The organism is Methylobacterium sp. Leaf100, assembly GCF_001422845.1.
Taxonomy (GTDB): domain Bacteria; phylum Pseudomonadota; class Alphaproteobacteria; order Rhizobiales; family Beijerinckiaceae; genus Methylobacterium.
Genome location: NZ_LMMW01000012.1, coordinates 180,403 through 206,608, shown reverse-complemented (window position 1 = coordinate 206,608; position 26,206 = coordinate 180,403). Strand labels below are relative to the sequence as shown.

Sequence of the window (26,206 nt, the reverse complement as noted above, 5' to 3'; positions counted from 1 at the left end):
GCGGTTAATTCACCGTTCGCGCCAGCATCGATCCGCCGACGATAACGTGTTCGTCATCCGATAACCTTAAAATTTATCAGGATAGGTGTTCGAAGTTGTCTCGCCTCGGCGGCGCAACTTCGCGAGGTTTATTCAATCTCAACCGGTCCGTGCCCATTCCTAGGCATGGGAGCTGAAAGATGAGCCGGTCGTTCGCCGAATTCGCCAGGGACAAGCGCGGCGGCATCGTGTTGATCTTCGCGCTGCTGCTTCCCGTCGTGACGGGGATGAGCGCCGCGGCCGTGGAGTACGGGTCCCTGGTCAAGCGCCGGTCCGAGCTCCAGCGCGCGGCCGACAGCGGCGCCATCGCGGGCGTCAACCAGTTCAAGCTCGCCAACACCGACGATGCCAGCGCGGTCCGCACCGCCATCGCCATGGCCCGCGCCCAGGCCGGGAACCAGCGTCCCGTCGCGGCGGCGGCGGAGGTGGTGGGTACGCATTCCGGCGTGCGCGTCACCCTCTCGGAGACCATCGTCCTCACCCTCGGCCGGCTCCTGAACCTGCCGAGCCTGGACGTCCGGGTCCAGTCGACGGCCAAGCTCGCCGGCACCACCCGCCTGTGCCTCCTCGCCCTGGACGGCCTGTCCATGGGCGCGTTCCACCTCGAGAGTGCCGCGCGGATCACCGCCTCGGATTGCTCGCTCTACTCGAACTCGATCAATCCCGCCGGCATCCAGGGCGAGAACGCCGCTGTGGCGCAGGCCATCTCGATCTGCTCGGCCGGCGGCTATGCCGGCCGGGCGAACTTCTCACCCCAGCCCGCCACGGGCTGTCCGGTCATGCGCGACCCCCTCGCGCACCTCCCGGCTCCGAGGATCGAGCCGTGCCTCGACCTCGGGAGCCTGCTCAACCCGAAGAAGTACGTCGAGGACCCCGACAATCCGGCCTACGGCAAGAACATCGTCACCACCGTGGCGACCCTGAATCCGGGAACCTATTGCGGCGGCCTCCACATCACCAAGGGCGCGACGGTGACGCTCCGGCCGGGGGTCTACGTGATGAAGGACGGCCCCCTGGTGGTCGACAAGAAGAGCTCCCTGGAGGGGGTCAACGTCGGCTTCTACTTCACCGGCCCGCGGGCGGGCCTGCTGTTCGACGAGAAGAGCGTCATCAGCCTCACCGCGCCCAAGGAAGAGCCCATGCGCGGATTGCTGTTCTTCGAGGAGCGGAACCTCGTCGCCGAGGCCGTGTCCAGCTCCCTCGTCGGCTCCCTCCTCGGGGGCGTCGGCGGCGTCGTCAACGGCGTCGGCAGTCTCGCCACGGGTGTGGTCGGACTCGTGGTGGAACTCCCGCCGCCGCTGGGCGGCAAGGGCAAGCCGAAGCCGCCGCCCGGCGGGCCGCTGCCGTTGCGCGAATACCGCATCATCAGCGACGAGGCGCGGACCCTGCTCGGCACCATCTACCTGCCTTCGGGTCGGCTCATCATCGATTCGAAGAGGCCGGTGGCCGATCAATCCGCCTACACGGTGATCATCGCCCGCCTCATCAACCTGTACGACGGCCCCAACCTCGTCCTCAATGCCCGGTACGGCGCCACCGACGTGCCGGTGCCCCGGGGCGTCGGCCCGAGTTCGGCCAACACGGAGCTGTCGCAGTGACCGTGCCGCATGCGCCCGCCCGGCGCCTGCCCGTGTTCCGCTCCCTCGCGGGGCGGCTGGCGCTGGCGGTGTTCGCGTCCGTCGCCCTCGCCCTCGCGGCGGCGGCGGCGTTCAACCTGTGGCAGGAGGTCCATCGCTACGCCGAGGCCAAGCGCGACGCCCTCTCGACCATCGCGCAGGTCTTCGCCGCGTCGAGCGCCCGGGCCGTCTCCGAGGGCGATGCCGCGGAGGCGACGCGCACGCTCAGCGCCATCGCCCGCCGGCCCGACCTCGTCTACGCGGGCATCGAGCGCCCGGACGGCTCGACCCTGGCGGACCAGGGGCTCGCCATCCGCCTCGACAGCGACATCGACCTCGATGCCGGCGGCTCGCCCCTGTGGCTGCTCGGCAGCCGGACCGCGCAGGTGCGCGTCGCGATCCTGCATGCCGGCCTCACCGTCGGAACCCTCGTGCTCGTCGCCGACACCACCGACCTGATCGACCGGCTCCTCACGATCCTGAAGGCGTCGGCTCTGGCCTCGGCCCTGGCGCTGGCCCTCGGCCTCGCCGTCTCGTACGGCCTGCACCGCTCCATCACACAGCCCATCGCCGAACTCGCCGCCACCATGGACCGGGTCCGCGCGGCCGAGGATTACGGCGAGGTCGCCCGCATCGTGCGCGACGACGAGGTCGGCGTGCTGGCTCGCACCTTCAACACCCTGCTGGGCACCGTGCGCGAGCGCGGCGACCGCCTCGCCCGCCACATGGAGCGCCTGGAAAGCGACATCGCCGCGCGCACGGCCGACCTGCACGAGGCCAAGGAGGCGGCCGAAGCCGCCAACGGCGCGAAATCGTCCTTCCTCGCCACCATGAGCCACGAGATCCGCACGCCCCTGAACGGCATGCTGGTGATGGCGGAACTGCTCGCCGCCGCCGACCTGCCCGACCGGCAGAAGCGCTACGCCGAGGTCATCGCCCGTTCGGGCCAGAATCTGCTGGCCATCATCAACGACATCCTCGATTTCGCGAAGGTCGAGGCCGGCAAGATCGACCTCGAGCGCATCGCACTCGCGCCCGCCGAGATCGTCGATACGGTGGTGTCGCTGTTCGCCGAGAAGGTCCGCGAAGCGAATCTCGATCTCGCGGCCTTCATCGCGCCCGACGTGCCCCGTCAGATCGTCGGCGATCCCGTGCGCCTGGGGCAGATCCTCTCGAACTTCGTCAACAACGCCCTGAAATTCACGCCGCAAGGCCACGTGCTGGTGCGCCTCGAACGGGTCGGCCCGGACCGCCTGCGCCTCAGCGTGCGCGACACCGGGATCGGCATTCCCGCGTCGAAGGTCGGCACCATCTTCTCGGCCTTCTCGCAGGCCGACCAATCCACCACACGCCGCTTCGGCGGCACCGGCCTCGGCCTCTCCATCGCCCACCGCCTCGCGCTGGCCATGGGCGGCACCATGGGGGTCGACAGCGTCCTGGGCGAGGGCTCGACCTTTTGGACCGAACTCCCCCTGGAGGCCGTGGACGATGCGGTCAGGGCAGATCGGCGCGCCGACGGCATCCCGGCATTCGTCGTCGTGGCGCATGCGGGCGCCGCCAGCGTCGCGAGCCTGTGCGAGCGCCTGGTCGCGGCCGGCTTCGTGCCGGTCGCCGCCGATGCGCCGCAGGCCGCGACCGCCCACTGGATCGCCGATGCGGCCGATCTCGTCGCCCTCGGTCGCCGTCCGTCGGCGACGGGCCGGGTGCTCGCAATCGCCCGCATGGGCGATCCGGCCGCCGGCACGGTGCTGGGGGCGGGCTTCGCAGACGACCTCCTCCGCTGGCCCGTGGTTCAGGACGAATGGGACCGGGCCCTCGGCGCCCTGGCCAGCGGCGCCCCCTTCGCCGCAGCGGCGCGGACCGCGCTCGCCGGTGCCGCCCTGGCGCAGTTCCCCGGCGCGCGGGTGCTGGTGGCCGACGACAGCGCCGTCAACCGCGAGGTCGCCTGCGCGGCCCTGGCACGCTGCGGCATCACGCGGATCGTCACGGTGGTCGACGGGCGCGAGGCCGTGGAGGCGTGCCGCGCGCAGGCGTTCGACCTCGTCCTCATGGACGGCAGCATGCCGGTGCTCGACGGCTACGACGCCGCCCGCGCGATCCGGGCCGAAGAGGCTTCGTCCGGCCGGCGCATCCCCATCGTGGCGCTCACCGCCCACGTGATCGGCGCGGCGGCCGAGGCCTGGCGCGACGCCGGCATGGACGGCACGCTGACCAAACCCTTCACCCTGGCGGCGCTCGCCGCGATGCTGTCGCGCGTTCTCGATCCCGAGGCGATGAGTTCCGATGCAATCGCGCCCGATGACCCCGGTGCCGAGCCCGATGGCCTCCTCGACGACGAGGTGGTGAACGGCCTCGTCGAAATGGCACTATCCGCCGGCAGCGGGTTCGCTGAGCGTATCGTCGCCCTCTACGCCGAGCACGCCCCCGTCGCCCTGGTGGAGATCGCGGCGGCTTGCGCGGCGGGCGACGCGCCCGCGCTCGCCAGTGCGGCCCACAGCCTCAAGTCCATGAGTCTGAACATCGGCGGCCGGGCCCTGGCGGCACGCCTCGCCGTCCTGGAGGAGGACGCCCGCTCGGGCGGTGTCCCGCCCGACGCCGAGACCCTGGCGACCATCGAAATCCTGACCACCGACACCCTGGCGGCGATCACCGAGCGGATGCGGGTACCGGCGCCGTCGGGACCGGATTCCGTCGCTGCGTGAAGCGCATCGGCGTCAGTTGCGACGCTCGACACCCGCATGGACCGACGCGTGGCTTGGCGGCTGGGCCGCCACCCGCAAGGCATGCCTCGCCGATCTCCGGGCCAGACCACGGGCTTCGTCCAACAGGTCCTGGAAGACCGCCGATCCTTCGCTGGCGATCCGTTGCTCGCTGCAGAGCTCCACGGCATGGCAGGCATTCGAGAGCGCGAGGAAACCCAGCGTGCCGGCGGACGACACACAGGTATGCGCTTCGAAGCGCAGCTGATCCCGGTCCGCCGCGGTCTCCCCGGCCGTGGTGAAGCGCGCGTCCAGTTCCTCGGCGAGCATCCCCAGGGCGTCGTGGACGGGCCCACGGCCGATCACGCCGATCATGGCGTCGTAGGCGCTTCGGTCGAGCAGGCTCAAATCCTCGCCGCTCCGATCGACGCCCGTGGCAAGCGGGTCGGATCGGGTCGTCCGGGCCGGCGCCCGCGACAGCCACTGATCGATGATGCGATAGAGGTCCGCCCGGGCGAAGGGCTTACCCACGTGATCGTCCATGCCGGCTGCCCGGAACATCCGGATCTGGTCCGGCAGCACGTTGGCGGTCATCGCCAGGATGGGGATCGTGGCCGCTTCGGCCCCGAGCGCACGGATGTGCCGGGTCGCCGTCATGCCATCCATACCCGGCATCTGCACGTCCATCAGGATCAGATCGTAGCACCCTTCGGCCACGGCGCGGATGGCGGAGGCTCCGTCCGCGACGATCTCGACGGCATGGCCCGCGACCTCGAGGACCGCCCGGGCGAGGTCCTGGTTGATCCGGTTGTCCTCCACGAGGAGGATCCGCCCAGGCCGCTGCACGATGGGGGGGCAACTGGCGCGCGGCGCCGACGGTTCGCCGGTCCCGAGCGGCAGTGTCAGGGCGAACCAGAACCTTGCACCCATGCCCTCCTCGGAGCGGACGCCGATCTCGCCGCCCATGAGGTCGACCAGCTGCTTGCAGATGGCAAGGCCGAGGCCGCTCCCACCGAAGTTCCGCTCGATGGAGCCGTCGATCTGCGAGAAGCGCTGAAACAGGCGATCCTGCTTCGCGCGGGCGATGCCGATCCCCGTATCCTCCACGCTGAAGCGCAGGCGCTCGCCGGTTTCCCCGGTACCCTCGTACTGGGCATTGAGTGTCACGGAGCCGTGCGCCGTGAACTTGATCGCATTGTTCAGGAGGTTCAGCAGGACCTGCCGGAGACGCGCCTGGTCTCCGTTCAGGCTTGGGGGCAAAGCGGAGTCGATCATCGCCCTGACATCCAGGCCTTTCTGGTCCGCGGAGCCTCGAACGATGCTGAGGCAGTTGTCGATCAGCACCCGTGGATCGAAAGCCTGCCGGTCCAGCACGACGGCTCCGGCCTCGACCTTCGAGAAGTCCAGGATGTCGTTGACGATCGTCAGCAACGCCGACCCGGAGGTGCGTACGAGTTCGGCTTGGTGCCGGAGGTCCGGGGGAAGCCGATCCGAGGCGATCATCACGTCGGTGAAGCCGATGATCGCATTCAGGGGCGTCCGGATCTCATGGCTCATGGAGGCCAGGAACTCGGTCTTGGCGAGGCTCGCCCGCTCGGCCTCCCGCTTGGCCGTTTCGGCATCATGCGTCCGGGCGGCGACCCGCTCGCTCAGGGTGGCGTTCAATCCGCGCAGCTCCGTCTCGCTCGCCCGAAGCGCCCGCTCGGCGGCATCGCGCGCGGTGTCGTCCCGAAGCGTCATGACGGCGCCGATCTGCCGTCCGTCACGGGTCAGCAGCGGCCGGGCGCTGCCGATGCCAAGCACTTCGGTGTCGTCCGGCCGCCGGACCCGCCAGCGGGCATCCAGCACCGTCTCGCCCCGGACGGCGCGTGCCAGGGGCAGGTTCTGCGAATCGTAGGGCGCACCGTCCTCGGTGAAGACGCGATAGGCGTCGCTGTACTGATCGGGCGTCACGTCGAGATGGACCGTCCCGAGAATTCTGCCCGCTGCTTCGTTGACGAGGGTGATGCGGCCGTTGCCGTCGGTGACGATGACCCCCTCGACGAGTTGGCCCAGGATGGCATCGTGGGTCGAGTCCAGGGCTTCACGGTAGCGCGCCTCGCTCTCGGCCGCCGCCTGCTCGGCGTTCCTGCGGGCGGCGACATCGAGGGCACGTTGCTCGGCGGCGGCTTCTCCGGCCCGCAAGGCGCCGCGGAGGCGCAGGTGAGCCACGACGACGCGCGCCAGATCCTCGAGTTGGCGTGCCTCCGCATCGGTGAGGGCCCGAGCCTTCGTGCCGATCAGGCACAGGGTGCCGACCCGGACTCCCGGTCGCAGGATCAGTGGGGCGCCCGCGTAGAAACGGATATGCGGCGCGCCCGTGACGAGGGGATTCGAGGCGAATCGAGGGTCGTTCTCCGCGTCTTCGACCACCATGACCGCGTCCGAGAGGATGGCATGACTGCAGAAGGACACCGCGCGCGACGTGCCTTCCAGGGCCAGACCGCACTTGGCCTTGAACCACTGCTCGTGTTCCTCGACGAGGGTGACGAGGCAGATCGGAACGCCGAACAGTGCCTGAGCCGTCCGGCAGACGGCATCGAAATGCGGCTCCGGCGGCGTCCCGACGAGGGCGAGTGCACGAAGATCGGCCAGACGGTCGGCTTCGTTCGGCGTGGTTGCAGTCATGGACGGCCATCAACCCAAGGTGATTATTTCGCACAACCATTCGGCATCGGCGATCGGAAGTACAGGAACGTAAATGTGTTCTGCGATACGGCTCGATCATGTGATGAGTTCCGCGGAGCGTCGGCGTCGATCCGGACGCAAGCGGTCCATGAACTCACTGGTTAATATCCGGTCGTGTCGAGGATTTGATGAGCTGGCCGCTCGTCTTCGGACAGACTTTGGTCGGGCAACAATCCCGCATGTCCGCGACCTTCGCGATTGGCTTCACGAGGCGTTCTTGCCGCGTCGCGCGGTCCTACATCACCACCGTGATCGCCTGCGCCGCCCGGGTCAGGCCGGTGTAGAGCCAGCGCGCCCGGTGCTCGCGGAAGGCGAAGGATTCGTCGAACAGGACCACGCTGTCCCATTGCGAGCCCTGTGCTTTATGGACGGTGAGCGCGTAGCCGTAGGTGAACTCGTCGGTCTCGCGGCGGAGGAAGGCCGGGATCTCCTCCTCGGAGCCGGACATCACCGCGCGCAGCACCTTGATGTCCACGGGGCGGCGGCGGAGCGCCGGATCGTCGTCCGGCACCACGTCGAGGCGGATCGTGTCGGGGCGCTGGGCCGCGCGCTGGGCCTGCACCGTCCAGGTCGAGCCGTTGAGCAGGCCCTTGGTGCGGTCGTTCCGGAGACAGACGAGCTTCTCGCCCACCGCCGGCATCGGGCCGGTGTGGCCGGCGATCTCGCGCAGGCGATTGTTGTAGAGCCGCCGAGTCTTGTTCATGCCGACGAGCACTTGGTCGGCCGCGATCACTTCGTTGGGGTCGAGGCTGCGCCGGGAGACCACGCGGCTGCGGCCGTACTCGCCGAGGGTGAGGCGGCCGCCCTCGCGGATCGTCATCGCCATGCGGACGATGGGGTCGTCGGCGGCCTGGCGATGGACCTCCGTGAGCATCACGTCGGGCTCGGCCTCGGTGAAGAAGCCGCCGCCGCGCACGGGCGGCAGCTGCGCCGGATCGCCTAGCACCAGCACGGGCTTGTCGAAGGACAGGAGGTCGTTGCCGAGGTCGGAATCCACCATGGAGCACTCGTCGATGATGACGAGTTCGGCCTTGGCGATGGGCCCGGTGCGGTTGAGGGTGAAGGCGGGGCCGCCGTCCTCCGTCTCCTTGGTGCGGTAGATCAGGCTGTGGATCGTCGCCGCGTCGTGGCAGCCCTTCGACCGCATCACCGAGGCCGCCTTGCCCGTGAAGGCGCCGAACACCACGGTACCGTCGACGTCGTCGGCGATGCGGCGGGCCAGCGTGGTCTTGCCGGTGCCCGCATAGCCGAACAGGCGGAACACCTGGGCGCCCCCGCCCTTGCGCCAGTCGGCGATGGCTTTCAGCGCCGCATCCTGCTGCGGCGCGAACCGGGTCGGCAGCGCGGTCTCGCTCACGGCCAGCGCACGGTCGGCGGCAGGGACGACAGGATCGACGCGACGTTGCCGCCGGTCTTGAGGCCGAAGATGGTGCCGCGGTCGTGCAGCAGGTTGAACTCGACGTAGCGCCCGCGCCGGACCTGCTGCTCCAGCCGGTCCGCCTCCGTCCAGGGCGTGCCCATGTTGGCGCGCATGATCGCCGGATAGGCCTCGAGGAAGGCCCCGCCCACGTCGCGGGTGTAGGCGAGATCCGCCGCCGGATCGCCGGTCCAATGATAATCGTAGAAGATCCCGCCGATGCCGCGCGGCTCCTTGCGGTGCGGCAGATAGAAGTACTCCTCGCACCACGCCTTGTAGCGGGCGTAGTCGGCGGCCGGCGCATGGGCGTCGCAGGCCGCCTTCATGGCGGCGTGGAAGGTGAGCGTGTCGGGGTCGTCCTGGTTGCGCCGGCGGTCGAGGACCGGCGTCAGGTCGGCGCCGCCGCCGAACCACGTCCGCGTGGTGGCCACGAACCGGGTGTTCATGTGGACCGTGGGCGCGTTCGGGTTCCACGGATGGGCGATGAGCGAGATGCCGGTGGCGAAGAAGCGCGGATCCTCCGCGGCCCCCGGCATCTGCGCCCGGAACTCCGGCGCGAACTCGCCGTGCACCGCCGAGACGTGGACGCCGGCCTTCTCGAACACCCGCCCCTTGAGGATCGCCATGGTGCCGCCGCCGCCGGGCTTGCCGGTGTGATCCGTGCGCTCCCAGGGCGTCTTCTCGAATCGTCCGGCCTCGGCCGGCGCGTCCTCGTGGAACGGCCCCGTCGCCTCGTCCTCCAGGGTCTCCAGGGCGGCGACGATGCGGTCGCGCAGGGTGGTGAACCACGCCGTCGCCTCGCCCTTGAGGGCCGTCAGCTCGGCTTCGGGCAGGGGCGTGAAGGGCGTGTCGGGGCGCGTCATGGCCCCGATGTCCCATATCGATCCCGGCGGTTCAATCCTCGCCGTCGCCTCGCCGTCACCGCGCCCTCAATCCTTGCCGACCGACATCAGCAGGCGCTCGGTCTTGGCGTCCTCGATGCGGTTGACCATGCGGCGGCCCTCGTGGACGTCGCGGACCGTCTTGGTGGCGGTGATGCACGACTGGACCAGCATGATCACCCCCATGGCGAAGTAGCCCTTCATCCAGATGTCGATGGGCATGAACAGGATGCCGAGCGCCACCATCAGGGCGGCGCCGAGGAACGACGCGTAGGTGAAGGCGACCCAGGCGCCGGAATGCTGCGTGGTTTCGTTGGTCATGGGATCGGTCCTTTTTGAAGGGGGTATTTCGCAGGGCAAGTGCGTGAATCAGGCTTGGGCGGTCGCGCGCTGGCGTAGGCGTTCGAGCACCGCACTTCCCGTCGGACGCGTCGCTTTCCCAAACCCTTCGCGCTCCAAACGCTCGGCGATGTCGGCGCCGGGCTCGGCTTCGGCCAGGGCCGCTTCGGTGTCCGCGGCATGCGCCTGGAGGGTACGCAGGCGGGCCAGGGTCGCCTCGGCTTCCCGCAGGGTGGCGCGGTCCTCCGGTGCGGCGGCGACGCCGAGGCGGCGGGCGGATTCGGCCGCCGCCGCGATGCGCCGGCCCCGCTCCAGTTCCGCCTGCCGGCGGGTGGCGTCGCTCACCACGGCGCGGATGCGGGTGAGTTCGCGGGCGAACCGCGTCCGCGCGGTGCGGATGGCCTCGGCTTCGGATTCGAGTTCGGCGATGGCGTCGGCGGCGTCCCGGGCGAGGTCCTCGCGGCCGGCGTCGAGGGCGGCGACGGCCCGGTCTTCGAGGTCCCTGGCGCGGCTCTCCACCTCGGCGAGGCGGCGGGCCTCGGACGTGTCGCCGGCCACCGCCGTCGCCAGGGCCATGCGGCTGCGCTCCAGGGAGACGCGGGTCTCGCGGATCTGCTGGTCGAGGATCAGCAGGGCGTTGCGGTCGATGAGGTCTTCCCGGGCCTGGGCGGCGGCGCCACGGGCGAGGGTTCGAAACAGGTTGAACATGGGGCGGTCTCCCGAGCGACGGGCGCTGCCGTCGAGGAGGAGATTGCCACGATTTGAACGGTGTTCAAGTGCGATTATGCACGGCGTTCAAAATAGGGCCGGCGCGCTGTCCGGCGAAGGGCTGGGCAAGCCGCCCGTCTGGCGCAGGCCCTCGCCGAGGATCATGGCGGCGCAGACGGCGACGTTGAGGGAGCGCAATCCGGGCCGGATCGGCACCACCACCCGGGCATCGGCGGCCGCATGGACGGAATCCGGCACCCCGGCGGATTCCCGGCCCATGAGCAGGCAATCGTCCGGTCGATAAGCGAAGTCGCCGTACGGCAGGGCGCCCTGCGTCGTCGCCAGCACGAGGCGCAGGCCGGCTTCCCGGCGCCACCCGTCGAACGCGGTCCACGAGCGGTGGCGCGTGATCGTCACGTGGTCGAGGTAGTCCAGCCCCGAGCGGCGCAGGTGCCGGTCCGACACGTCGAACCCGGCCGGTTCGATGATCTCGACGGCGATCCCGAGGCAGGCCGCGAGGCGCAGCAGGGTGCCGGTGTTCTGCGGAATATCTGGCTGGTAGAGGGCGAGGCGGAGCATGGGCGACGTCGCGGTTGGGGAAGGGGTGGCTGGCGTATCGGATGGAAGCACCAAGTAAGGCAGGCGGATTCTCGTGCGGCATCGCCTCCGGTTGGCAGGGGCCCTACGCTGCCTAGCTATAAGGGCGCTGCCGCAACCGCATATCGGACATCTCATGTTTCTCGACTGGCTCGAGCGCCGCATCGAACCGTTCGCGCCGTTCGATGACGGGCGGATGCCGCCCAAGACCGTGCTGGGCTTCGCCGGCTTCTACCTGAAGCCCGTGCGGGCGGCGCTCCTCGCCTTGTTCCTGGTGGCGATCGTCGCCGGCACCGTCGAGGCGTCGCTCTACCTGCTCATGGGCTGGTTCATCGACCTCCTCAACACCGCCGATCGGGCGACGTTCTGGGCCGATCACGGCACCAAGATCCTGCTCGCCGCCGGGTTGGTGCTGGTGGTGCGGCCGATCACGATCTGGCTGCACGAGATCCTGTCGAACCAGCTCATCGTGCCCCAGGTGACGAACCAGATCCGCTGGCGCACGCATCTCTACACGCTCGGCCACTCGCTTTCCTATTTCCAGGCGGATTTCGCCGGGCGGCTCGCCAACCGCGTCGTGCAGGTCGGGCCGGCGGTGCGCGAACTCGCCGTCGTGTTCATCGACACGCTCCTGTACGTGGCGATCTACGCCGTGACGGCGGTGGGCCTGTTCGGGTCCATCTCCCTGTGGCTCGCCCTGCCGGTGGTCCTGTGGGTGCTGGCCTACGGCTTCCTCACCCGCTGGTTCGTGCCACGCGCCCGCTCCCGGTCGCTGGTCACGGCCGACACCCGCTCGGCCCTCATCGGGCGCATCGTCGACAGCTACACCAACATCCTCACCGTGAAGCTGTTCGCCCGCGACCGCGAGGAGCGCGCGGCGGTGCGCGACGCCGTCGACATTCACACACGCGCCTACCTGCACCAGTTCCGCCTCGTCAGCTCCACCACCACGGTGCTGGGCGTCCTCAACAGCGCCCTCATCGTCTCCACGGCGGGCGTCTGTCTCGTCCTGTGGCAGCGTGGCGGCATGACCACGGGCGAAGCGGCGGCCGGCCTCGCCCTGGTGCTGCGCCTCATGGCCATGTCGGGCTGGGTGATGCAGACCGTGCGCGGCATCTTCGAGAATGTCGGGGTGATCCAGGAGAGCATGCAGACCATCGCGCGTCCGCACGCCATCACCGACCGGCCCGAGGCCGCCACCCTGCGGGTCACCGGCGGCGACATCCGCTTCGAGGACGTGAGTTTTCACTATGGGCGCGATGATTCCAGCATCATCGAGCGTCTGAACCTCCACATCCGGGCGGGCGAGAAGGTGGGGCTCGTCGGCGTGAGCGGCGCGGGCAAGACCACCATCACGGCGCTGCTGCTGCGCCTGCACGACCTGGAGAGTGGCCGCATTCTGGTCGACGGCCAGGACATCGCCGAGGTCACGCAAGGGTCCCTGCGCAGCGCCATCGCCATGGTGACCCAGGACACCTCGCTCCTGCACCGCTCGATCCGGGACAACATCGCCTACGGACGCCCCGACGCCACCCTGGCGGAGGTCGAGCGGGCGGCGCGTCTGGCGGAGGCCGATACTTTCATCCGCGCCCTCGTCGATCACAAGGGCCGCACCGGCTACGACGCCCAGGTCGGCGAGCGCGGGGTCAAGCTGTCCGGCGGCCAGCGCCAGCGCATCGCCATCGCGCGGGTGATCCTCAAGGATGCGCCGATCCTGATCCTCGACGAGGCGACCTCAGCCCTCGACAGCCAAGTCGAGGCGGCGATCCAGGACAGCCTCGACACCCTGATGCAGGGCAAGACCGTGCTGGCCATCGCCCACCGCCTCTCGACCATCGCGGCGCTGGACCGTCTCATCGTCATCGAGGCCGGGCGCATCGTCGAGGAGGGGACCCATGCGGCCCTCATCCGCTCGGGCGGTCTCTACGCCCGCCTGTGGCAGCGCCAGTCCGGCGGCTTCCTCGGCGAGGCGGCGGCGCCCTACGAGAACGCGGCCGAATAGGCGCCGGACCCGGCATCGGAGTACGCGCCCGAGATCCCGTCGCGCGGTCCGGCATCGCGGTTGGCGGCGTCAGGCAGGACGGGTCGGGCCTCGACGCGGTTCCGGCCCCGGCTCTTGGCGTCGTAGAGCGCGAGATCGGCAACCTTGAGCAGACCGGAGGGCCGAACGCCGCAGGCCCGCGTCGCACCATGGGCGGCGGTGATCCCGACACTGACGGTGACCGTCCGGTCGCGGCCGTTCTTGCGATAGCGGAAGCCGATGGTCTCCACGGCCGCTCGCAGGCGCTCGCCGAAATCGAGGGCGTCTTCCGGAGTGCAGGCGGGAACGAAGGCCATGAACTCCTCGCCGCCGTAGCGGGCGAGGAGGCCCCCCGCCGCCCGCGTCGGCCCGTCGAGGGCGGCCGCGATGGCGGCGAGACAGCGGTCGCCTTCGGGGTGGCCCGCCGTGTCGTTCAGGTCCTTGAAGCGGTCGATGTCGATGGCGACGACGCAGCACCAATCCTCGGCCCCGTCCCACGCCGCAGCCAGGGTCGCGTCGAAGACGCGCCGGTTGGCGAGGCCCGTGAGGGCGTCGATCTCCGACAGGACCTTGAGGCGGGCATTGGCCTGCGTCAGTTCGGCGGCCTGCGCTTCCACGGAGAGCCGCAGGAGGAACGCCTGCTTCTCCTGCCGCTCCCGCGAGAAACGCACCTTGATCGGAACAAGGATCAGGCTCGCCACGAGGAGCGGCAGGCCGTTCCCGGCGAGGTCACCCTCGTGCAGGGCCACCACCCAGCCGAGGTAGAGCGCGAACGAGAGGCCGCAGAACACGAGGCTGTGCCGGAACGACAGGGCGGCGATGAGGCCGACCACGAGGGGCACGATCACCGCGAGGACCATGTAGACGTCGGCATGCCCGTCCGGCACCGTCCGGGCGCCGTTGAGGACGATGGCCATGTCGAGCAGGCTCGTCACCGTCGCCGCCACGGTTCGGCGCAGGGGTGAGGGGCGGTCGTTCAGGGACAGGATCGCCAGGCAGGCGACCGGCGTGAACACCCCGAGGGTGAGGAAGGCCGGAACGGCGAACGCGTCCGGTCCGAACACCTCGTAGTCGAGCTTCAGCGACAGGATGTTGAACAGGATGAAGACGAGGAGCCAGGAGCGGATGTAGGCGCCCGAGCCCGCATCGTCTCCGGCCCGGAACCGCGCTTCGAGGTCGGGCGGCAACGAAAGTCTGTACCAGGGACGAAACCGGTTCGCATCGATTTCGCTCTGTAACATCGGGGCGACACGTCTCTTCCGGCAGTACGACTCGGTTTAATTTCGTACATTTCGCTTGCAGGACCGTAAACGCCGCGCGGCCTTGTATCACGCAATGGTTTTCGGCCGTTCTTTCCCTTCGCGAGAGGCGCGTGTTATGGGGCGGACATGCTGAAGGACCGCGCAAGACTCTACTGCCGTCTCGGGCCGCCATAGGTCGCCTGCACAGGACCGCGTCTCCGCGCGGATGCCCGCATGGGCGCCGCGCCTCCTCCTGGCATCCCCCGACGCCGCAGCCCCGAACGGGCCGGCCCGCGCACGGGGCGAACGGACTGATCTTCCATGACCCGACGCAACCTGCGGAGCGAGTGGGCTCCCGATATCACGCGCGAACTCCTGGCCGGGACGGTGGTGGCCCTCGCGCTCATTCCCGAGGCCATCGCGTTCTCCCTCATCGCCGGGGTCGACCCCAAGGTCGGCCTCTACGCCTCGTTCTGCATCGCCGTGGTCTCGGCCTTCGCGGGCGGGCGCCCGGCGATGATCTCGGCCGCCACCGGCGCCATGGCGCTCGTGATGGTGACCCTCGTGAAGGAGCACGGCCTCGGCTACCTCTTCGCCGCCACCATCCTGACGGGATTCCTGCAGATCGGCGCAGGGGCGCTGAAGCTCGGCAACCTCATGCGGTTCGTCTCGCGCTCCGTCGTCACCGGCTTCGTCAATGCGCTCGCGATCCTCATCTTCCTCGCGCAGATGCCGGAACTCTTGGGCCAGGGCGCGACGGTCTACGCCATGACGGCCGCCGGCCTCGCCCTGATCTACGGCCTGCCGTACCTCACGAGGGCCGTGCCCTCGCCGCTGGTGACCATCGTGCTGCTCACGATCGTCGCCGTCGCGTTCGGCCTGCCGATCCACCGCGTCGGCGACATGGGGGCCCTGCCGACGGAACTGCCGTTCTTCGCCCTGCCGCAGGTGCCGTTCACGTGGGAGACCCTGCGGATCATCCTGCCCTACGCGCTCACCCTCACCATGGTGGGCCTGCTCGAGAGCCTGATGACGGCCGCCATCCTCGACGAGATGACCGACACCGGTTCGAACAAGAACCGCGAATGCGCCGGCCAGGGTCTCGCCAACATCACCGCCGGGTGCTTCGGCGGCATGGCCGGATGCGCCATGATCGGGCAGTCGGTGATCAACGTCTCGTCGGGCGGGCGCGGCCGGCTCTCGACCCTGTGGGCGGGCGCGTTCCTGCTGTTCCTCATCGTGGTGCTCGGGTCCTACGTCGCCCAGATCCCCATGGCGGCCTTGGTTGCCGTGATGATCATGGTGTCGATCAACACCTTCCAATGGGGCTCCGTCCGCACCCTGCTGACCAACCCCAAGAGTTCGAGCGTCGTGATGCTCGGCACCGTCGCGGTGGTGGTGGCGACCCACGACCTCGCCCGCGGCGTGCTGTTCGGCGTGGTGCTGAGCGGCCTGTTCTTCGCCCACAAGGTGACGCGGTTCTTCGCCGTCGCCTCGGAGCGCACCGGCGGCACGCGCACCTATCGGGTGACGGGGCAGATCTTCTTCGCCACGGGGCAAGCCTTCCACGACGCCTTCGACTTTCGCGAGGACGGCCTCGAGCGCCTGGTCATCGACCTCACGGCGGCCCATTTCTGGGACATCACCGGCGTCAACGCCCTCGACCGGGTGGTGCTGAAGTTCCGCCACCACGGCGTAACCGTCGAGATCGTCGGCATGAACGCCGCGACCGCCACCCTGGTCGAGCGTCTCGCCACCCACGACAAGCCCGGCGCGACCCTTGCCTCAGGGCACTGACCGGACGCCCCGGTAGCCACGGCGGTGCCGCCGTGGTCTGAAGGCGTTCCAGACTTCGCGCCAGACTTCGCACCACGCGAGGACCAGACATGACCGAGCTTCACCCCGAGATCGCCGCCGTCACCGCGCGGGTGACCGAGCGCTCCAGGCCGACGCGAACGGCGTATCTCGATCTCGTCGCCCGCGAGCGGGACCACGGCGTCCACCGGCCGATGCTCAATTGCGGCAACCTCGCCCACGGCTTCGCGGCCTCCGGCGAGGACAAGCCGGCGATCCGCGCCGGCCGCACCATGAATATGGCCATCGTCACGGCCTACAACGACATGCTCTCGGCCCATCAGCCCTACGGCCGCTACCCCGAGCAGATGAAGATCTTCGCCCGCGAGGTCGGCGCGACGGCGCAGGTGGCGGGCGGCGTGCCGGCCATGTGCGACGGGGTCACCCAAGGCCAGCGCGGCATGGAGCTGTCCCTGTTCTCGCGCGACACCATCGCGCTCTCCACCGCCATCGCGCTCAGCCACGGCATGTTCGATTCCGCCGCCCTGCTCGGCATCTGCGACAAGATCGTGCCGGGCCTCATCATCGGGGCCCTGCGCTTCGGCCACCTGCCGATGATCCTGATCCCGGCGGGACCCATGCCGTCCGGAATCGCCAACAAGGAGAAGCAGCGCGTCCGCCAGCTCTACGCCGAGGGCAAGGTCGGGCGCGACGAACTGCTCGAATCCGAATCCGCTTCCTATCACGGGGCCGGCACCTGCACCTTCTACGGCACGGCGAATTCCAACCAGATGATGATGGACGTGATGGGCCTGCACATGCCCGGCGCCTCGTTCATCAATCCGGGCACGAAGCTGCGCCAGGCCGTGACCCGGGCCGCCGTGCACCGCCTCTCCGAGATCGGCGCCACGGGCAACGATTACCGGCCGCTCGGCCACTGCATCGACGAGAAGGCCATCGTCAACGCCGTGGTGGGGCTGCTCGCCACCGGCGGCTCGACGAACCACGCCATCCACCTGCCCGCTATGGCGCGGGCCGCCGGCATCGTCCTCGACTGGGAGGATTTCGACCGGCTCTCGGCGGTGGTGCCCCAGGTCGCCAAGGTCTATCCCAACGGCTCGGGCGACGTGAACCACTTCCACGCCGCCGGCGGCATGAGCTACGTCATCGCCAGCCTGATCGACGCCGGGCTGCTGCACGATGACATCCTGACGGTGGCGGGCACGCGCCTGCGCGATCATGCCCGCGACCCCAAGCTCGTCGACGACGCGCTGGTGTTCGAGGACGCGCCGGAAAAATCCCACGACGAGAGCATCCTGCGCGGCCCCGCCGACCCGTTCCAGACGGATGGCGGCATGCGCCTCGTGAAGGGCAACCTCGGCCGGGCGACGTTCAAGACCAGCGCCGTCGAGCCGTCGCGCTGGACCATCGAGGCGCCCGCCCGCGTCTTCGACGACCAGGACGACGTCCTGGCGGCGTTCAAGGCCGGCGAACTCGAATGCGACGTCGTGGTGGTGGTGCGATTCCAGGGGCCGCGCGCCAACGGGATGCCCGAACTCCACAAGCTCACGCCCCAGCTCGGCGTGCTGCAGGACCGGGGGTTTCGCGTGGCTCTCGTCACCGACGGGCGCATGTCGGGGGCGTCCGGCAAGGTCCCGGCGGCGATCCATCTCAGCCCAGAAGCCCTCGGCGGCGGCCCCCTGGCGAAGATCCGCGACGGCGACAGGGTGCGCCTCAGCGCCGAGGACGGCAGCCTCGAAGTCCTCGTCGATCCCGCCGAATGGGATCGTCGCGATGACGCCGCGGCCCCCGCGCCCGCCTTCGGCACCGGCCGCGAGTTGTTCGCCTTCCTGCGCCACGGCGCCGACGGCGCCGAGCAGGGCGCCTCCGCCATGCTGGCCGCCGCCGGATTGTAGGATGGCCTTTCCGGCCCATCGGTTCGCCGCGTGTCTCCGCGAGGGAGAGGCAAGGCGGGGGCTCCCTCTCCTCCCGGGAGGGGGAGCCCGTCGCGACCGCCCGATCCCAGGCGAGCGCACGCGTTTGGTATGATAGCCTCCGCTTCCCGAACCCCGAGGACCGCCCCATGACCAGCATCGACGCGCTGATGCGCTCCGTTCCCGTCATCCCCGTCCTCGTGGTCGAGGACGTGGCCCATGCCGAGCCCATCGCCCGGGCGCTGGTGGCCGGCGGCCTCACCGCCCTGGAGGTGACCCTGCGCACCCCCGCCGCCCTGGAGGTGATCCGCATCATGTCCGGGGTCGAGGGCGCCGTCGTCGGCGCCGGAACCGTGCTCAACCCGCGAGATCTCGACGCCGCCCTGCAGGCGGGCGCCCGGTTCATCGTCAGCCCGGGCCTCACCGAGTCCCTCACCCGCGCGGCCATCGACCGGGGCGTGCCCTACCTGCCGGGCATCGCCAATTCGGCCGACATCATGCGCGGCCTCGATCACGGCCTTGATCGGTTCAAGTTCTTCCCGGCCGAGGCCGCCGGCGGCATCAAGGCCCTCAAGGCTCTGGCCGGGCCGTTCCACGCCGTCCGCTTCTGCCCGACCGGCGGCATCACCGAGGCCACCGCGCCCGACTGGCTCGCCCTGAAGCCGGTGCTGTGCGTGGGCGGCTCCTGGGTGGTGCCCGCGGGCTTGCCCGAGGAAGCGGTGATCCGCCGCTCGGCCGAGGCCGCCGCTCGCCTGCGCGCCGCCTGAGGGGGACCGAGCAGTCCCACCCGGCCCATCGGCGCCATGGAACCGCTCGGGGCATGGCCTCGACAGCGCGGGGTCGGGCCTCGGGCCGGGGACCGTCGGTGTTGCGTCACCCGGGACGCCCGGGGGACGAAGCCGCTTGGCCGCCTTCGGATCTCAGGACCCCGATCCCCCGGCGTCGCCCGATTCGCACGGGCTTACCCGGAGCTGGGAGGCTGGGCCCCGCGTCATCCACAGGGGGTGTGGACGCCGCCCGGCCGTGATGGCCGATCCACCGGGATCGCCCGACGGGATCGCTTGGTATGCCAAGCGTCGGCTCCGACTCGGCATCCATCTTGAAAATAATCCCGTGCCTGCCTCAGAAAACGCCATTCAAATCAACGGAAGAATGATTTTAGGCCTTTTTCAATCTAGAAGCGGAATCATAATTCAAGGTTGAGCCGTTATAGGGCAGTTTGTTCTCCCTGGTCCAGGTCTAGGCGCGCGTCGCAGCGGCCCGGAAACCGCCTGTGCGTCATACGCTTAGCCGCCTGTGCAACGTTGCATGGCCGCAACACGGCAGCGGAACCGCTGTGCTGATCACGTTTTCGAGTTGCCCGGCGGAACCGGCTCGCACAGAGTGACTGGGCACTGGGGGCATCGCCAGCGCAACACTTCTGCAAACCAGCGAACATCGCTCGGCTGTTGAAAAATAAGGACGACACGGGTCGTGGTCCGCCGGATCACCATGCCCGAAATCGTTCATCCCTCGGGTCTCGAAGCTTTTGGAGATATCAATGAAGCTCTTGAAGAGCTCGCTTCTTGCCTCTGCTGCTGGTTTTGCAGCCGTCGCTGGAGCACACGCAGCCGACCTTCCGGTCAAGAAGGCTGCCCCCATCGAATACGTTCGCGTCTGCTCCGCCTACGGCGCCGGCTTCTTCTACATTCCCGGCACCGAGACCTGCATCCGTCTCTCCGGCCGCGCCCGCCTCGAGATCGGCTACCAGCAGCAGGACAGCCGCACCGGCAGCAACGGTGACACCACCGGCTACCGCGGCCTCGCCCGCATCAACGTCGATGCCCGCACCCAGACCGCCTACGGCACCCTGCGCGCGTTCACCCGCCTCGAATTCGCCTCCCGCACCGGTTCGACCCAGGGCCTGCGCTCGGGCACCCAGGAGCGTATCGGCAACGCCTTCGGCGCCTTGGGCCAAGATCAGGCTGGCCGCGTCCAGCAGTTCGTGAGCACCGAGAAGGCCTTCATCCAGTTCGCCGGCCTCACCGCCGGTCGCGCCTCCTCGTTCTTCGACTTCTACGCCCACGACTTCGAGATCAGCTCCGCCACCGGCGGTTCGGACCTCGCCTCCACCAACCTGCTCGCCTACACCACCAAGCTCGGCACCGGCGGCTTCTCCGCCACGGTCTCGCTGGAAGACCCGAGCTTCCGCCGCAACACCATCTACTCGCAGGAGGCCACCACCTCGCCTGCGCCGCAGCGCGTCCTGATCAGCACCGATGCCTTCGGTCGCCCGGTCTTCGGCGCCGTCGACGTGTCCCAGCGCAACCGCGTGCCGGACTTCGTCGGTGTCCTGCGCTACGACGCCGCCTGGGGTTCGGCCCAGCTCTCGGCCGCCGCCAAGGAGCTCAACACCGCCAACTTCATCCAGGGCTACGCCGCGGGCGCTCCCCCGGCCGGCGTGCCGATCGCCAACTTCGCCGGCTTCACCGCCCGTCCCGCCTCCGAGTTCGGCTGGGCCGTGCAGGGCGGCGTGAAGATCAACATGCCGTTCATCGCCCCGGGCGACACCTTCTATCTCCAGGGCGCCTACGGCGAGGGCGCGACCCTCTACACCGGCTACTCCTCGTACAACGGCTCCTACACTTCCCGCGCCAGCACCATCGCGGGCGCCGCCTTCGATCCCTACATGTCGGATGCGACCCTCAACCCGCTCACGGGCAAGATCGAGCTCTCGACCTCGTTCACCGTCGTCGGTTCGTTCCTGCACTACTGGTCGCCCGAGTGGCGTTCGGCCATCTTCGCCAGCTACGGCGAGCTGAGCTTCGCCCGCGGCGCCCGCTTCAACAACGCCCTCGCGTACGCCACGGCGACCGGCGCCCCCGGTGCCAGCGCCGCCGTGCTCAATGCTCTCGCCGGCTCGCAGTTCACCGGCATCATCGGCACGCCGTCCTACAACGTCAGCCCCGTGCTGCGTGACACCTATCAGATCGTCGCCGGCGCCAGCCTGATCTGGTCGCCCGTCAAGGATCTCGATATCGGCGTCGAGGGCGTCTACACCAAGGTCGGCGTCCAGAGCGGCCGCGTGGTCGATCAGACCCGCTCCAACGGTGCCGTCAACGCGATCAACCTCGCCAACGGCAACGTCAAGACGGTCACGGCCGACGACACCTACCAGATGCGCATGCGCATCCAGCGCGACTTCTAAGCCGCTTTCGATCGGTCGGTGTCGCTGCGACATCCGACCGGTCGGGACCACCAAACCTTCGAGAACACGAACTGGCCCGGCTGCGAAGCCGGGCCTTTTTGCGTCTCGGCCTGGCCCAGTCCGGCACGCGAGTTGCGAGTTACAAGTTGCGCCGAACAGTGCGCATTCCACGAGATCCGTGGAAATCACCGATTGCGTCGGCGGTGGCCGTCGCTAACTTGCTATAAGCGCCTTCAGCGATGGACGTCGTGCCAATCGCCCCCCGGGAGTCAGCCTGACAATGCGTTCGCGTCATTCAAGATCCGCCGTCACGGCGGCTTTCGTTGCTTTTGCGGTCTCGGCCACGGCCGTGGGTTCTGCCCAGGCCGACGATCTGACCGGCACCTTGAAGAAGATCAAGGAAACCAACGGGATCACCATCGGCTACCGCGATGCATCGGTGCCGTTCTCCTACCTCGACAACGATCAGAAGCCCGTCGGCTACGCGTTCGAGATCTGCAAGAAGGTCGCCGATGCGGTGAAGGTCAAGCTCGGCCTGCCGAAGCTCGAGGTGAAGTACAACCCGGTCACCTCGGCGACGCGTATCCCCCTCATCGCCAACGGCACCATCGATCTCGAGTGCGGTTCGACGACGAACAACCCCGACCGCCAGAAGCAGGCGACCTTCACCAACACCCACTTCCTCACGGCCACCCGCTTCGTGTCGAAGAAGTCCGCCAAGCTCGACAAGATCGACGATCTCAAGGGCAAGACCGTGGTCTCGACCTCGGGCACGACCAACATCCGTCAGATCAACGAGATCAACACGGCCCGCAACCTCGGCCTGACCATCCTGCCGGCCAAGGACCATGCCGAGGCCTTCCTCATGGTCGAGACCGGCCGCGCCGTCGCCTTCGTGATGGACGACGTGCTCCTCGCCTCGCTCGCCGCCAGCTCCAAGGAGCCGGGCGCCTACAGCATCTCCAGCGAGGCCCTGTCGAAGCCCGAGCCCTACGGCATCATGCTGCGCAAGGACGACGCCCCGTTCAAGGCGGTCGTCGACGAAGCCACGGCCAAGCTCTACAAGAGCCCCGAGGGCAAGGCGCTGTACGACACCTGGTTCACCAAGGCGATCCCGCCGCGGGGCATCAACCTGAACCTGCCCATGAGCGAGGCCATGGTGAAGGCGTTCGCCAACCCGAGCGACAGCCCCGATCCCGCCGCCTACTGATTCGAACCACCCGACCCGGTTCGTGAGAGGGGCTCCGGCGATGCCGGGGCCCCTTTTTGCGTCAGGCCTGCCACACCCGGGGGAGGGGGCCGCCGCGGTAACCGACGAGGATGTGCTGGGCCAGCGCCCGAAGGGCCGCCGGGTCGCTCCCGAGGAACCGCACCACGAGGTTCCCGTTCCAGGCGCTCGCCGCGGCCTCGACGCCATCCCGCGCGCCCGCTCCGTCGAGCAGCGCCCGTATGGCGTCCAGGCGGCCTTCGGCCCCGGGCGCCACGTCGACCAGAGTCGCCATCGCCCGGGCGTCGTCCCCGATGGCCGCCCGTTCCAGGGCGTCCGCAATCGCGCCCTCGAGGCGCACCGAATCGGCGTAGACGAGGCGCCCGTCGCGCCGGATCCGCCAGTGATCGTGGAAGCGGCCCTCGCGGATCCGCTCGCCGCGCGCCACCCGCCCGAACGTCACCGCCTCGAACGCGAGCAGGCCCGCATCGCCGTCGAGATCGGCGACGAGGCTGCGCTCCAGACTGGCTCCGTCGAACAGGATCGTCTCCTGCGGCAGGAAGGCGAGGTGGCCGCCGGCACCCACTGCGACCCGCGTCTCGATGATCGTCCTCGGCCCGTCGGAGCGATAGATCTTCTCCGCCGCCGTGGTGGTGAGCACGAGCTCCGCCCCCGGCCCGACGGCGACGGACACGGCGAAGCGGTCGCCGCAGGCGATGCCGCCGGCGCTGTTCAGCAGCACCGCCTCGCACGGCCCCGCCGGCCCGCGCGGCAGGCGCACGCGCAAGGGGCCGGCTTCGGCGATGTCGAGGATTCGCGTGTCGGAACCGAGCCGTCCGACGCGCAGGTGCACGCGCCCGTCCGAGCGCTGGCGCATGGGCGGCGTGGAACGGTCGCCGGCCGTCACAACAGGGCGTGCGCCGGCGCGCGCCGACACCTCATGCGCCGGTGGCGACGGGGCGCTCTGGGTCCGAACCCCATTCCGACCAAGACCCGTCGTAGAGGGCCCGTGCCGGCCGGCCGAGGCTCTCCAGGGCGAGCGAGACGATGGCGGCCGTGACGCCGGATCCGCAGGTGGTGATCACCGGCTTGCCAGGATCGACGCCGTTCTCGGCGAACACCGCCCTCAGGGCGTCGGGCTCCTTCAGCCGGCCCCCCGCTTGCAGCGCCGAATAATGGACGTTCCGGGCGCCCGGCATATGGCCCGGACGGACCCCGGGCCGGGGCTCCGCTTCCTCGCCGCGAAAGCGCGGCCCGGACCGCGCGTCGACGACCTGGGCCGATCCGGATTCGAGAGCGCGCGCAACGTCTTGCGCATCCGCCACGGCCCCGTTGTCGAGGCGGGCCGTGAAGGGCCGGGGCTCGCGCGCCCGCCCCTCGCCGTCCTCGACGGGCCCACCCGCCGCGACCCACGCCGGAAATCCACCCTCCAGGATCGCGACGTCGCGCGCGCCGAACACCTGCAGCATCCACCGCACCCGGGGTGCCGAGAACAACCCCAAGCCGTCATAGACCACGATCTGCGCGCCATCGCCGATGCCGAGCGCCCCCATCCGTGCGGCGAACACCTCCGGCCGCGGCAGCATGTGCGGCAGGCCGGACGTCCCGTCGCTCATGGCATCGATGTCGAAGCGCACGGCGCCGGGGATGTGCCCGGCCCGGTACTCGGCCGCCGCGTCGCGCCCCTGCGCCGGCAGGTACCATGAGCCGTCGAGGACCACGATGTCGGGGGCCGCGATCCGGGCCTTGAGCCATTCGGCGGTCACGAAAGGCGTCGTCGCCATCTTGTCTGAATCCATGCAGTCTCGGGGATGGGCACACTCAACCATATCCCGGCGCGACATGCATCCATCGCCGGAATTCGGGCGCCCGGGCGATCGACATCCCGCGGAACGATGCCGAGCTTTACGCGCGAAGCCGCCCGCCATGGTTTCACGGGCGAAGCCGCCCGCGATGCCCTATGTCATCCATCGCCCCCTTCGGAAAGCCGGAGCGTTCCACCTTTGACCCCACGCGAGACCTTCCACATCGAGATCTTGAGTCCGGAACCGGTGGCGGACGGCGAGGACCCCGTGCGCCAGCGGGTCTCCGTCCGCGTCGGCAGTCTGGAAAGTGCCACGGAGCGTGCCTTGAGCCTGTTCGCCCGCGCCCGCGCGCCGCAGCGCGGCGGCGGACCCGCCGAAGCCGTACGGGTCATCGACGGGGCCGGGACCGAGGTGTTTCGCCGAAGCCGCTTCGACGAGCCGGGCTGAGGAGTGATGCGACGCCTGTCCCGTCTTCTCCTGATCCCGGCCCTGGTTCTGGCCTTCTGCGCCCTGTTCGTGCGGAGCTACAGCCTGCCGCCGGCGCCCGACCGGCGCGGCGGCACGGTCGTCGTTCTCGACTGGCCGAACCGGCCGTTCTTCGGAAGTCCCCGCGGCGATTGCCTTGGGGAGCCCGCGTCCGATCTCCCCATCGCCTGCCTCATCGCTTCCGTCGCCCGTTCGCGGGAGGCCGTGGTGCTGGCGTCCCTGCCGTTCTGCGTCACCTGCCACGACCTGTCGCAGCGCATCGCCGCTTTCGGCCGCGATCCCGCTTCCGTGTCGGCGGCGCAGGCACGGATCAGTCGCTTCGGCTGGTAGGGCGCGCCGAACGTCTCCACGGCCACACGCTTGCGAGGACCGAAGCCCGGCTTCGGCGAGCGAGGGAACGGCTCAGCCAGGCACGTAAGGCTTCGAGCCGCCGGGCAAGTCCGAACAGCGGGTCGCCCCCCGGCGTCGCAACAAGCACGTGCGCGAGGGGCATCCGTCCCGCCCAGAACGTCTCGGCGAGGCGGAAATCCGGTGGTGCGCAGGAATCGGCTCCGGTGAGACCGGCATCCGCGATGACGCTCAGGGTCATGCGATGGACGAGTTGTGCGCCGGGGGAGTCGCGGGCCTCCGCTTCCGCGAACGAGATTTTCAGGCACCACGCCGTACCTCCGGTGACGTAGGTCACCGCGCTGGCCAGCGTCGTGTCCCCGCGTCGTAGCCGGTCGATCCGGGCCGTGCCGCGCGCCCCGAAGGCGGCCACGGATGCGTGCAGGAACGCGACCTGCTCCGGAGAATCGCCGAGGGCGGTCCCGGCGCGGCCCTTCCAACCCCTTCCTTCGAGGGCGACGTAATCGTCCAGGGCCGCGCCGAGGTTCGCCGGATCACGCACGATCTCGAACGTCATGGGCCCGAGGCGTTCGGCCGATTGCCGGAGGCGCCGGCGGCGTCGCGAGGACAGGTGGTCGAGCGCGGCTGCGCGCTCGGGCTCCGTCCGGCCGGAGAGCTCGAGGACGGCGCGGGCATGGGGCCAGAAATCGGCACGCGGCAAACCGTATGCGCGGCACGCCCCCGACAGCAGTTCCGCGAAGGGGCCGCGTGTGGGCACATAGGTCAGCATCAGGCGCCGGCCGGCGAGGTGACCGGCCGCACGCAGAAGAGCATCGAGGGCGTGGGCCGGCCTGTCCGGATCGAGGAGGGGAACACCGAAAACACCGAACCCGTGCATCCAGCCCATGGCGAGCCGCAGGGGAAAGCCCCAGCGTCGCCGTCCGCGTCGGCACGGCCACACGGCAATGAGGCGGAGGCCTGGCTCTTCCGGCGGGCGATCTCCCACCAGCAGCACCTCTACGCCGGCCCCGAAGGCCTCCCGGGCGGAGAGGGCGAAATCGGCGTCGTAGAACAGGTTCTCGATGAAGGGACGCCGGCTCAGGGTCCGCCAGGCCGCGATCCACGGCGCCGTCGGATCGAGGGGGCGCAAAGCGGCGACCCAGTCATCGGCCCGATGCAAGG

At 69.5% G+C, this 26,206-nt stretch carries 20 protein-coding genes; 10 read left to right on the top strand and 10 right to left on the bottom strand.

Features of this window, described 5'->3' with window-relative positions:
- Positions 1–179: 179 nt before the first annotated feature.
- Both ASF25_RS08975 and ASF25_RS08970 read left to right on the top strand, forming a co-directional pair.
- A complete protein-coding gene (locus ASF25_RS08975; RefSeq protein ID WP_056175756.1) occupies positions 180–1,637 on the top strand; it encodes a TadE/TadG family type IV pilus assembly protein in 1,458 nt (485 codons plus the stop codon).
- Positions 1,634–4,357, top strand: coding sequence for an ATP-binding protein (locus ASF25_RS08970; protein WP_244472957.1), 2,724 nt, complete (start codon positions 1,634–1,636; stop codon positions 4,355–4,357). The genes ASF25_RS08975 and ASF25_RS08970 overlap by 4 nt, the downstream gene beginning before the upstream one ends.
- A gap of 12 nt (positions 4,358–4,369) precedes the next feature.
- Here ASF25_RS08970 and ASF25_RS08965 read toward each other — a convergent pair whose 3' ends face one another.
- The 6 genes from ASF25_RS08965 to ASF25_RS08940 all read right to left on the bottom strand — a co-directional run bounded on the left by ASF25_RS08965 (position 4,370) and on the right by ASF25_RS08940 (position 11,005).
- Positions 4,370–7,021, bottom strand: coding sequence for an ATP-binding protein (locus ASF25_RS08965; RefSeq protein ID WP_056304395.1), 2,652 nt, complete (start codon positions 7,019–7,021; stop codon positions 4,370–4,372).
- A 295-nt stretch (positions 7,022–7,316) separates the two neighbouring features.
- A complete protein-coding gene (locus ASF25_RS08960) occupies positions 7,317–8,438 on the bottom strand; it encodes an AAA family ATPase (RefSeq protein ID WP_056304394.1) in 1,122 nt (373 codons plus the stop codon).
- Positions 8,435–9,361: an oxygen-dependent coproporphyrinogen oxidase gene (gene hemF / locus ASF25_RS08955; protein WP_056267624.1), complete on the bottom strand. Its 927-nt coding sequence runs from the start codon at positions 9,359–9,361 to the stop codon at positions 8,435–8,437. The genes ASF25_RS08960 and hemF overlap by 4 nt, the downstream gene beginning before the upstream one ends.
- Before the next feature lie 66 nt (positions 9,362–9,427).
- Entirely contained in the window at positions 9,428–9,700 is a 273-nt protein-coding gene (locus ASF25_RS08950) for a YiaA/YiaB family inner membrane protein (protein WP_056175765.1), read from the bottom strand.
- Between the two features lie 48 nt (positions 9,701–9,748).
- Positions 9,749–10,426, bottom strand: a complete 678-nt coding sequence (locus ASF25_RS08945) for a PspA/IM30 family protein (protein ID WP_056304393.1) — start codon at positions 10,424–10,426, stop codon at positions 9,749–9,751.
- 87 nt (positions 10,427–10,513) lie between these two features.
- Entirely contained in the window at positions 10,514–11,005 is a 492-nt protein-coding gene (locus ASF25_RS08940) for a tRNA (cytidine(34)-2'-O)-methyltransferase (protein ID WP_056304392.1), read from the bottom strand.
- A 154-nt stretch (positions 11,006–11,159) separates the two neighbouring features.
- Here ASF25_RS08940 and ASF25_RS08935 point away from each other — a divergent pair, with 154 nt between their 5' ends.
- On the top strand, positions 11,160–13,025 hold the full coding sequence (locus ASF25_RS08935; RefSeq protein WP_056304391.1) for an ABC transporter ATP-binding protein: 1,866 nt from the start codon (positions 11,160–11,162) through the stop codon (positions 13,023–13,025).
- Here ASF25_RS08935 and ASF25_RS08930 read toward each other — a convergent pair.
- Complete coding sequence (locus ASF25_RS08930) at positions 13,004–14,230, bottom strand: GGDEF domain-containing protein (protein WP_348271326.1); 1,227 nt, start codon at positions 14,228–14,230, stop codon at positions 13,004–13,006. The two genes, ASF25_RS08935 and ASF25_RS08930, sit on opposite strands and share 22 nt — an antisense overlap.
- A gap of 375 nt (positions 14,231–14,605) precedes the next feature.
- Between ASF25_RS08930 and ASF25_RS08925 the strand changes: the two genes are divergently transcribed.
- From ASF25_RS08925 to ASF25_RS08905, 5 genes are all read left to right on the top strand, one after another.
- Positions 14,606–16,081: a SulP family inorganic anion transporter gene (locus tag ASF25_RS08925; RefSeq protein ID WP_056304390.1), complete on the top strand. Its 1,476-nt coding sequence runs from the start codon at positions 14,606–14,608 to the stop codon at positions 16,079–16,081.
- Between the two features lie 89 nt (positions 16,082–16,170).
- A complete protein-coding gene (edd, locus tag ASF25_RS08920) occupies positions 16,171–17,994 on the top strand; it encodes a phosphogluconate dehydratase (protein WP_056304389.1) in 1,824 nt (607 codons plus the stop codon).
- A gap of 167 nt (positions 17,995–18,161) precedes the next feature.
- A complete protein-coding gene (eda, locus tag ASF25_RS08915) occupies positions 18,162–18,779 on the top strand; it encodes a bifunctional 4-hydroxy-2-oxoglutarate aldolase/2-dehydro-3-deoxy-phosphogluconate aldolase (RefSeq protein WP_056175785.1) in 618 nt (205 codons plus the stop codon).
- A 773-nt stretch (positions 18,780–19,552) separates the two neighbouring features.
- On the top strand, positions 19,553–21,199 hold the full coding sequence (locus tag ASF25_RS08910; RefSeq protein WP_056304388.1) for a porin: 1,647 nt from the start codon (positions 19,553–19,555) through the stop codon (positions 21,197–21,199).
- Between the two features lie 280 nt (positions 21,200–21,479).
- Positions 21,480–22,409 carry an amino acid ABC transporter substrate-binding protein gene (locus ASF25_RS08905; protein ID WP_056304387.1) on the top strand — a complete coding sequence of 310 codons (930 nt, stop codon included), beginning with the start codon at positions 21,480–21,482 and terminating at the stop codon, positions 22,407–22,409.
- A gap of 61 nt (positions 22,410–22,470) precedes the next feature.
- Here the strand turns inward: ASF25_RS08905 and ASF25_RS08900 are convergent, their stop codons facing one another.
- Both ASF25_RS08900 and sseA read right to left on the bottom strand, forming a co-directional pair.
- Entirely contained in the window at positions 22,471–23,283 is an 813-nt protein-coding gene (locus ASF25_RS08900; protein ID WP_056176182.1) for an urease accessory protein UreD, read from the bottom strand.
- Between the two features lie 61 nt (positions 23,284–23,344).
- The gene (gene sseA / locus ASF25_RS08895; protein ID WP_056304579.1) at positions 23,345–24,190 is read right to left on the bottom strand and encodes a 3-mercaptopyruvate sulfurtransferase; all 846 of its coding nucleotides are present in this window, start codon (positions 24,188–24,190) and stop codon (positions 23,345–23,347) included.
- A gap of 219 nt (positions 24,191–24,409) precedes the next feature.
- Between sseA and ASF25_RS08890 the strand changes: the two genes are divergently transcribed.
- The gene (locus ASF25_RS08890; protein ID WP_056304386.1) at positions 24,410–24,658 is read left to right on the top strand and encodes a hypothetical protein; all 249 of its coding nucleotides are present in this window, start codon (positions 24,410–24,412) and stop codon (positions 24,656–24,658) included.
- A gap of 6 nt (positions 24,659–24,664) precedes the next feature.
- Positions 24,665–25,027 carry a hypothetical protein gene (locus ASF25_RS08885; protein ID WP_056304385.1) on the top strand — a complete coding sequence of 121 codons (363 nt, stop codon included), beginning with the start codon at positions 24,665–24,667 and terminating at the stop codon, positions 25,025–25,027.
- On the opposite strand, the gene ASF25_RS08880 is transcribed toward ASF25_RS08885, so the two are convergent.
- Positions 25,008–26,204, bottom strand: a complete 1,197-nt coding sequence (locus ASF25_RS08880; protein ID WP_244472956.1) for a GNAT family N-acetyltransferase — start codon at positions 26,202–26,204, stop codon at positions 25,008–25,010. The two genes, ASF25_RS08885 and ASF25_RS08880, sit on opposite strands and share 20 nt — an antisense overlap.
- Between the last annotated feature and the right edge of the window lie 2 nt (positions 26,205–26,206).

What these genes read in the sequence shown, in the direction of transcription:
- ASF25_RS08975 (WP_056175756.1), top strand. Translation starts at nt 180, where the DNA reads ATGAGCCGGTCGTTCGCCGAATTCGCCAGGGACAAGCGCGGCGGCATC.
- ASF25_RS08965 (WP_056304395.1), bottom strand. Translation starts at nt 7,021, where the DNA reads ATGACTGCAACCACGCCGAACGAAGCCGACCGTCTGGCCGATCTTCGT.
- hemF (WP_056267624.1), bottom strand. Translation starts at nt 9,361, where the DNA reads ATGACGCGCCCCGACACGCCCTTCACGCCCCTGCCCGAAGCCGAGCTG.
- ASF25_RS08950 (WP_056175765.1), bottom strand. Translation starts at nt 9,700, where the DNA reads ATGACCAACGAAACCACGCAGCATTCCGGCGCCTGGGTCGCCTTCACC.
- ASF25_RS08945 (WP_056304393.1), bottom strand. Translation starts at nt 10,426, where the DNA reads ATGTTCAACCTGTTTCGAACCCTCGCCCGTGGCGCCGCCGCCCAGGCC.
- ASF25_RS08940 (WP_056304392.1), bottom strand. Translation starts at nt 11,005, where the DNA reads ATGCTCCGCCTCGCCCTCTACCAGCCAGATATTCCGCAGAACACCGGC.
- ASF25_RS08935 (WP_056304391.1), top strand. Translation starts at nt 11,160, where the DNA reads ATGTTTCTCGACTGGCTCGAGCGCCGCATCGAACCGTTCGCGCCGTTC.
- ASF25_RS08925 (WP_056304390.1), top strand. Translation starts at nt 14,606, where the DNA reads ATGACCCGACGCAACCTGCGGAGCGAGTGGGCTCCCGATATCACGCGC.
- edd (WP_056304389.1), top strand. Translation starts at nt 16,171, where the DNA reads ATGACCGAGCTTCACCCCGAGATCGCCGCCGTCACCGCGCGGGTGACC.
- eda (WP_056175785.1), top strand. Translation starts at nt 18,162, where the DNA reads ATGACCAGCATCGACGCGCTGATGCGCTCCGTTCCCGTCATCCCCGTC.
- ASF25_RS08910 (WP_056304388.1), top strand. Translation starts at nt 19,553, where the DNA reads ATGAAGCTCTTGAAGAGCTCGCTTCTTGCCTCTGCTGCTGGTTTTGCA.
- ASF25_RS08905 (WP_056304387.1), top strand. Translation starts at nt 21,480, where the DNA reads ATGCGTTCGCGTCATTCAAGATCCGCCGTCACGGCGGCTTTCGTTGCT.
- ASF25_RS08900 (WP_056176182.1), bottom strand. Translation starts at nt 23,283, where the DNA reads ATGCGCCAGCGCTCGGACGGGCGCGTGCACCTGCGCGTCGGACGGCTC.
- sseA (WP_056304579.1), bottom strand. Translation starts at nt 24,190, where the DNA reads ATGGCGACGACGCCTTTCGTGACCGCCGAATGGCTCAAGGCCCGGATC.
- ASF25_RS08885 (WP_056304385.1), top strand. Translation starts at nt 24,665, where the DNA reads ATGCGACGCCTGTCCCGTCTTCTCCTGATCCCGGCCCTGGTTCTGGCC.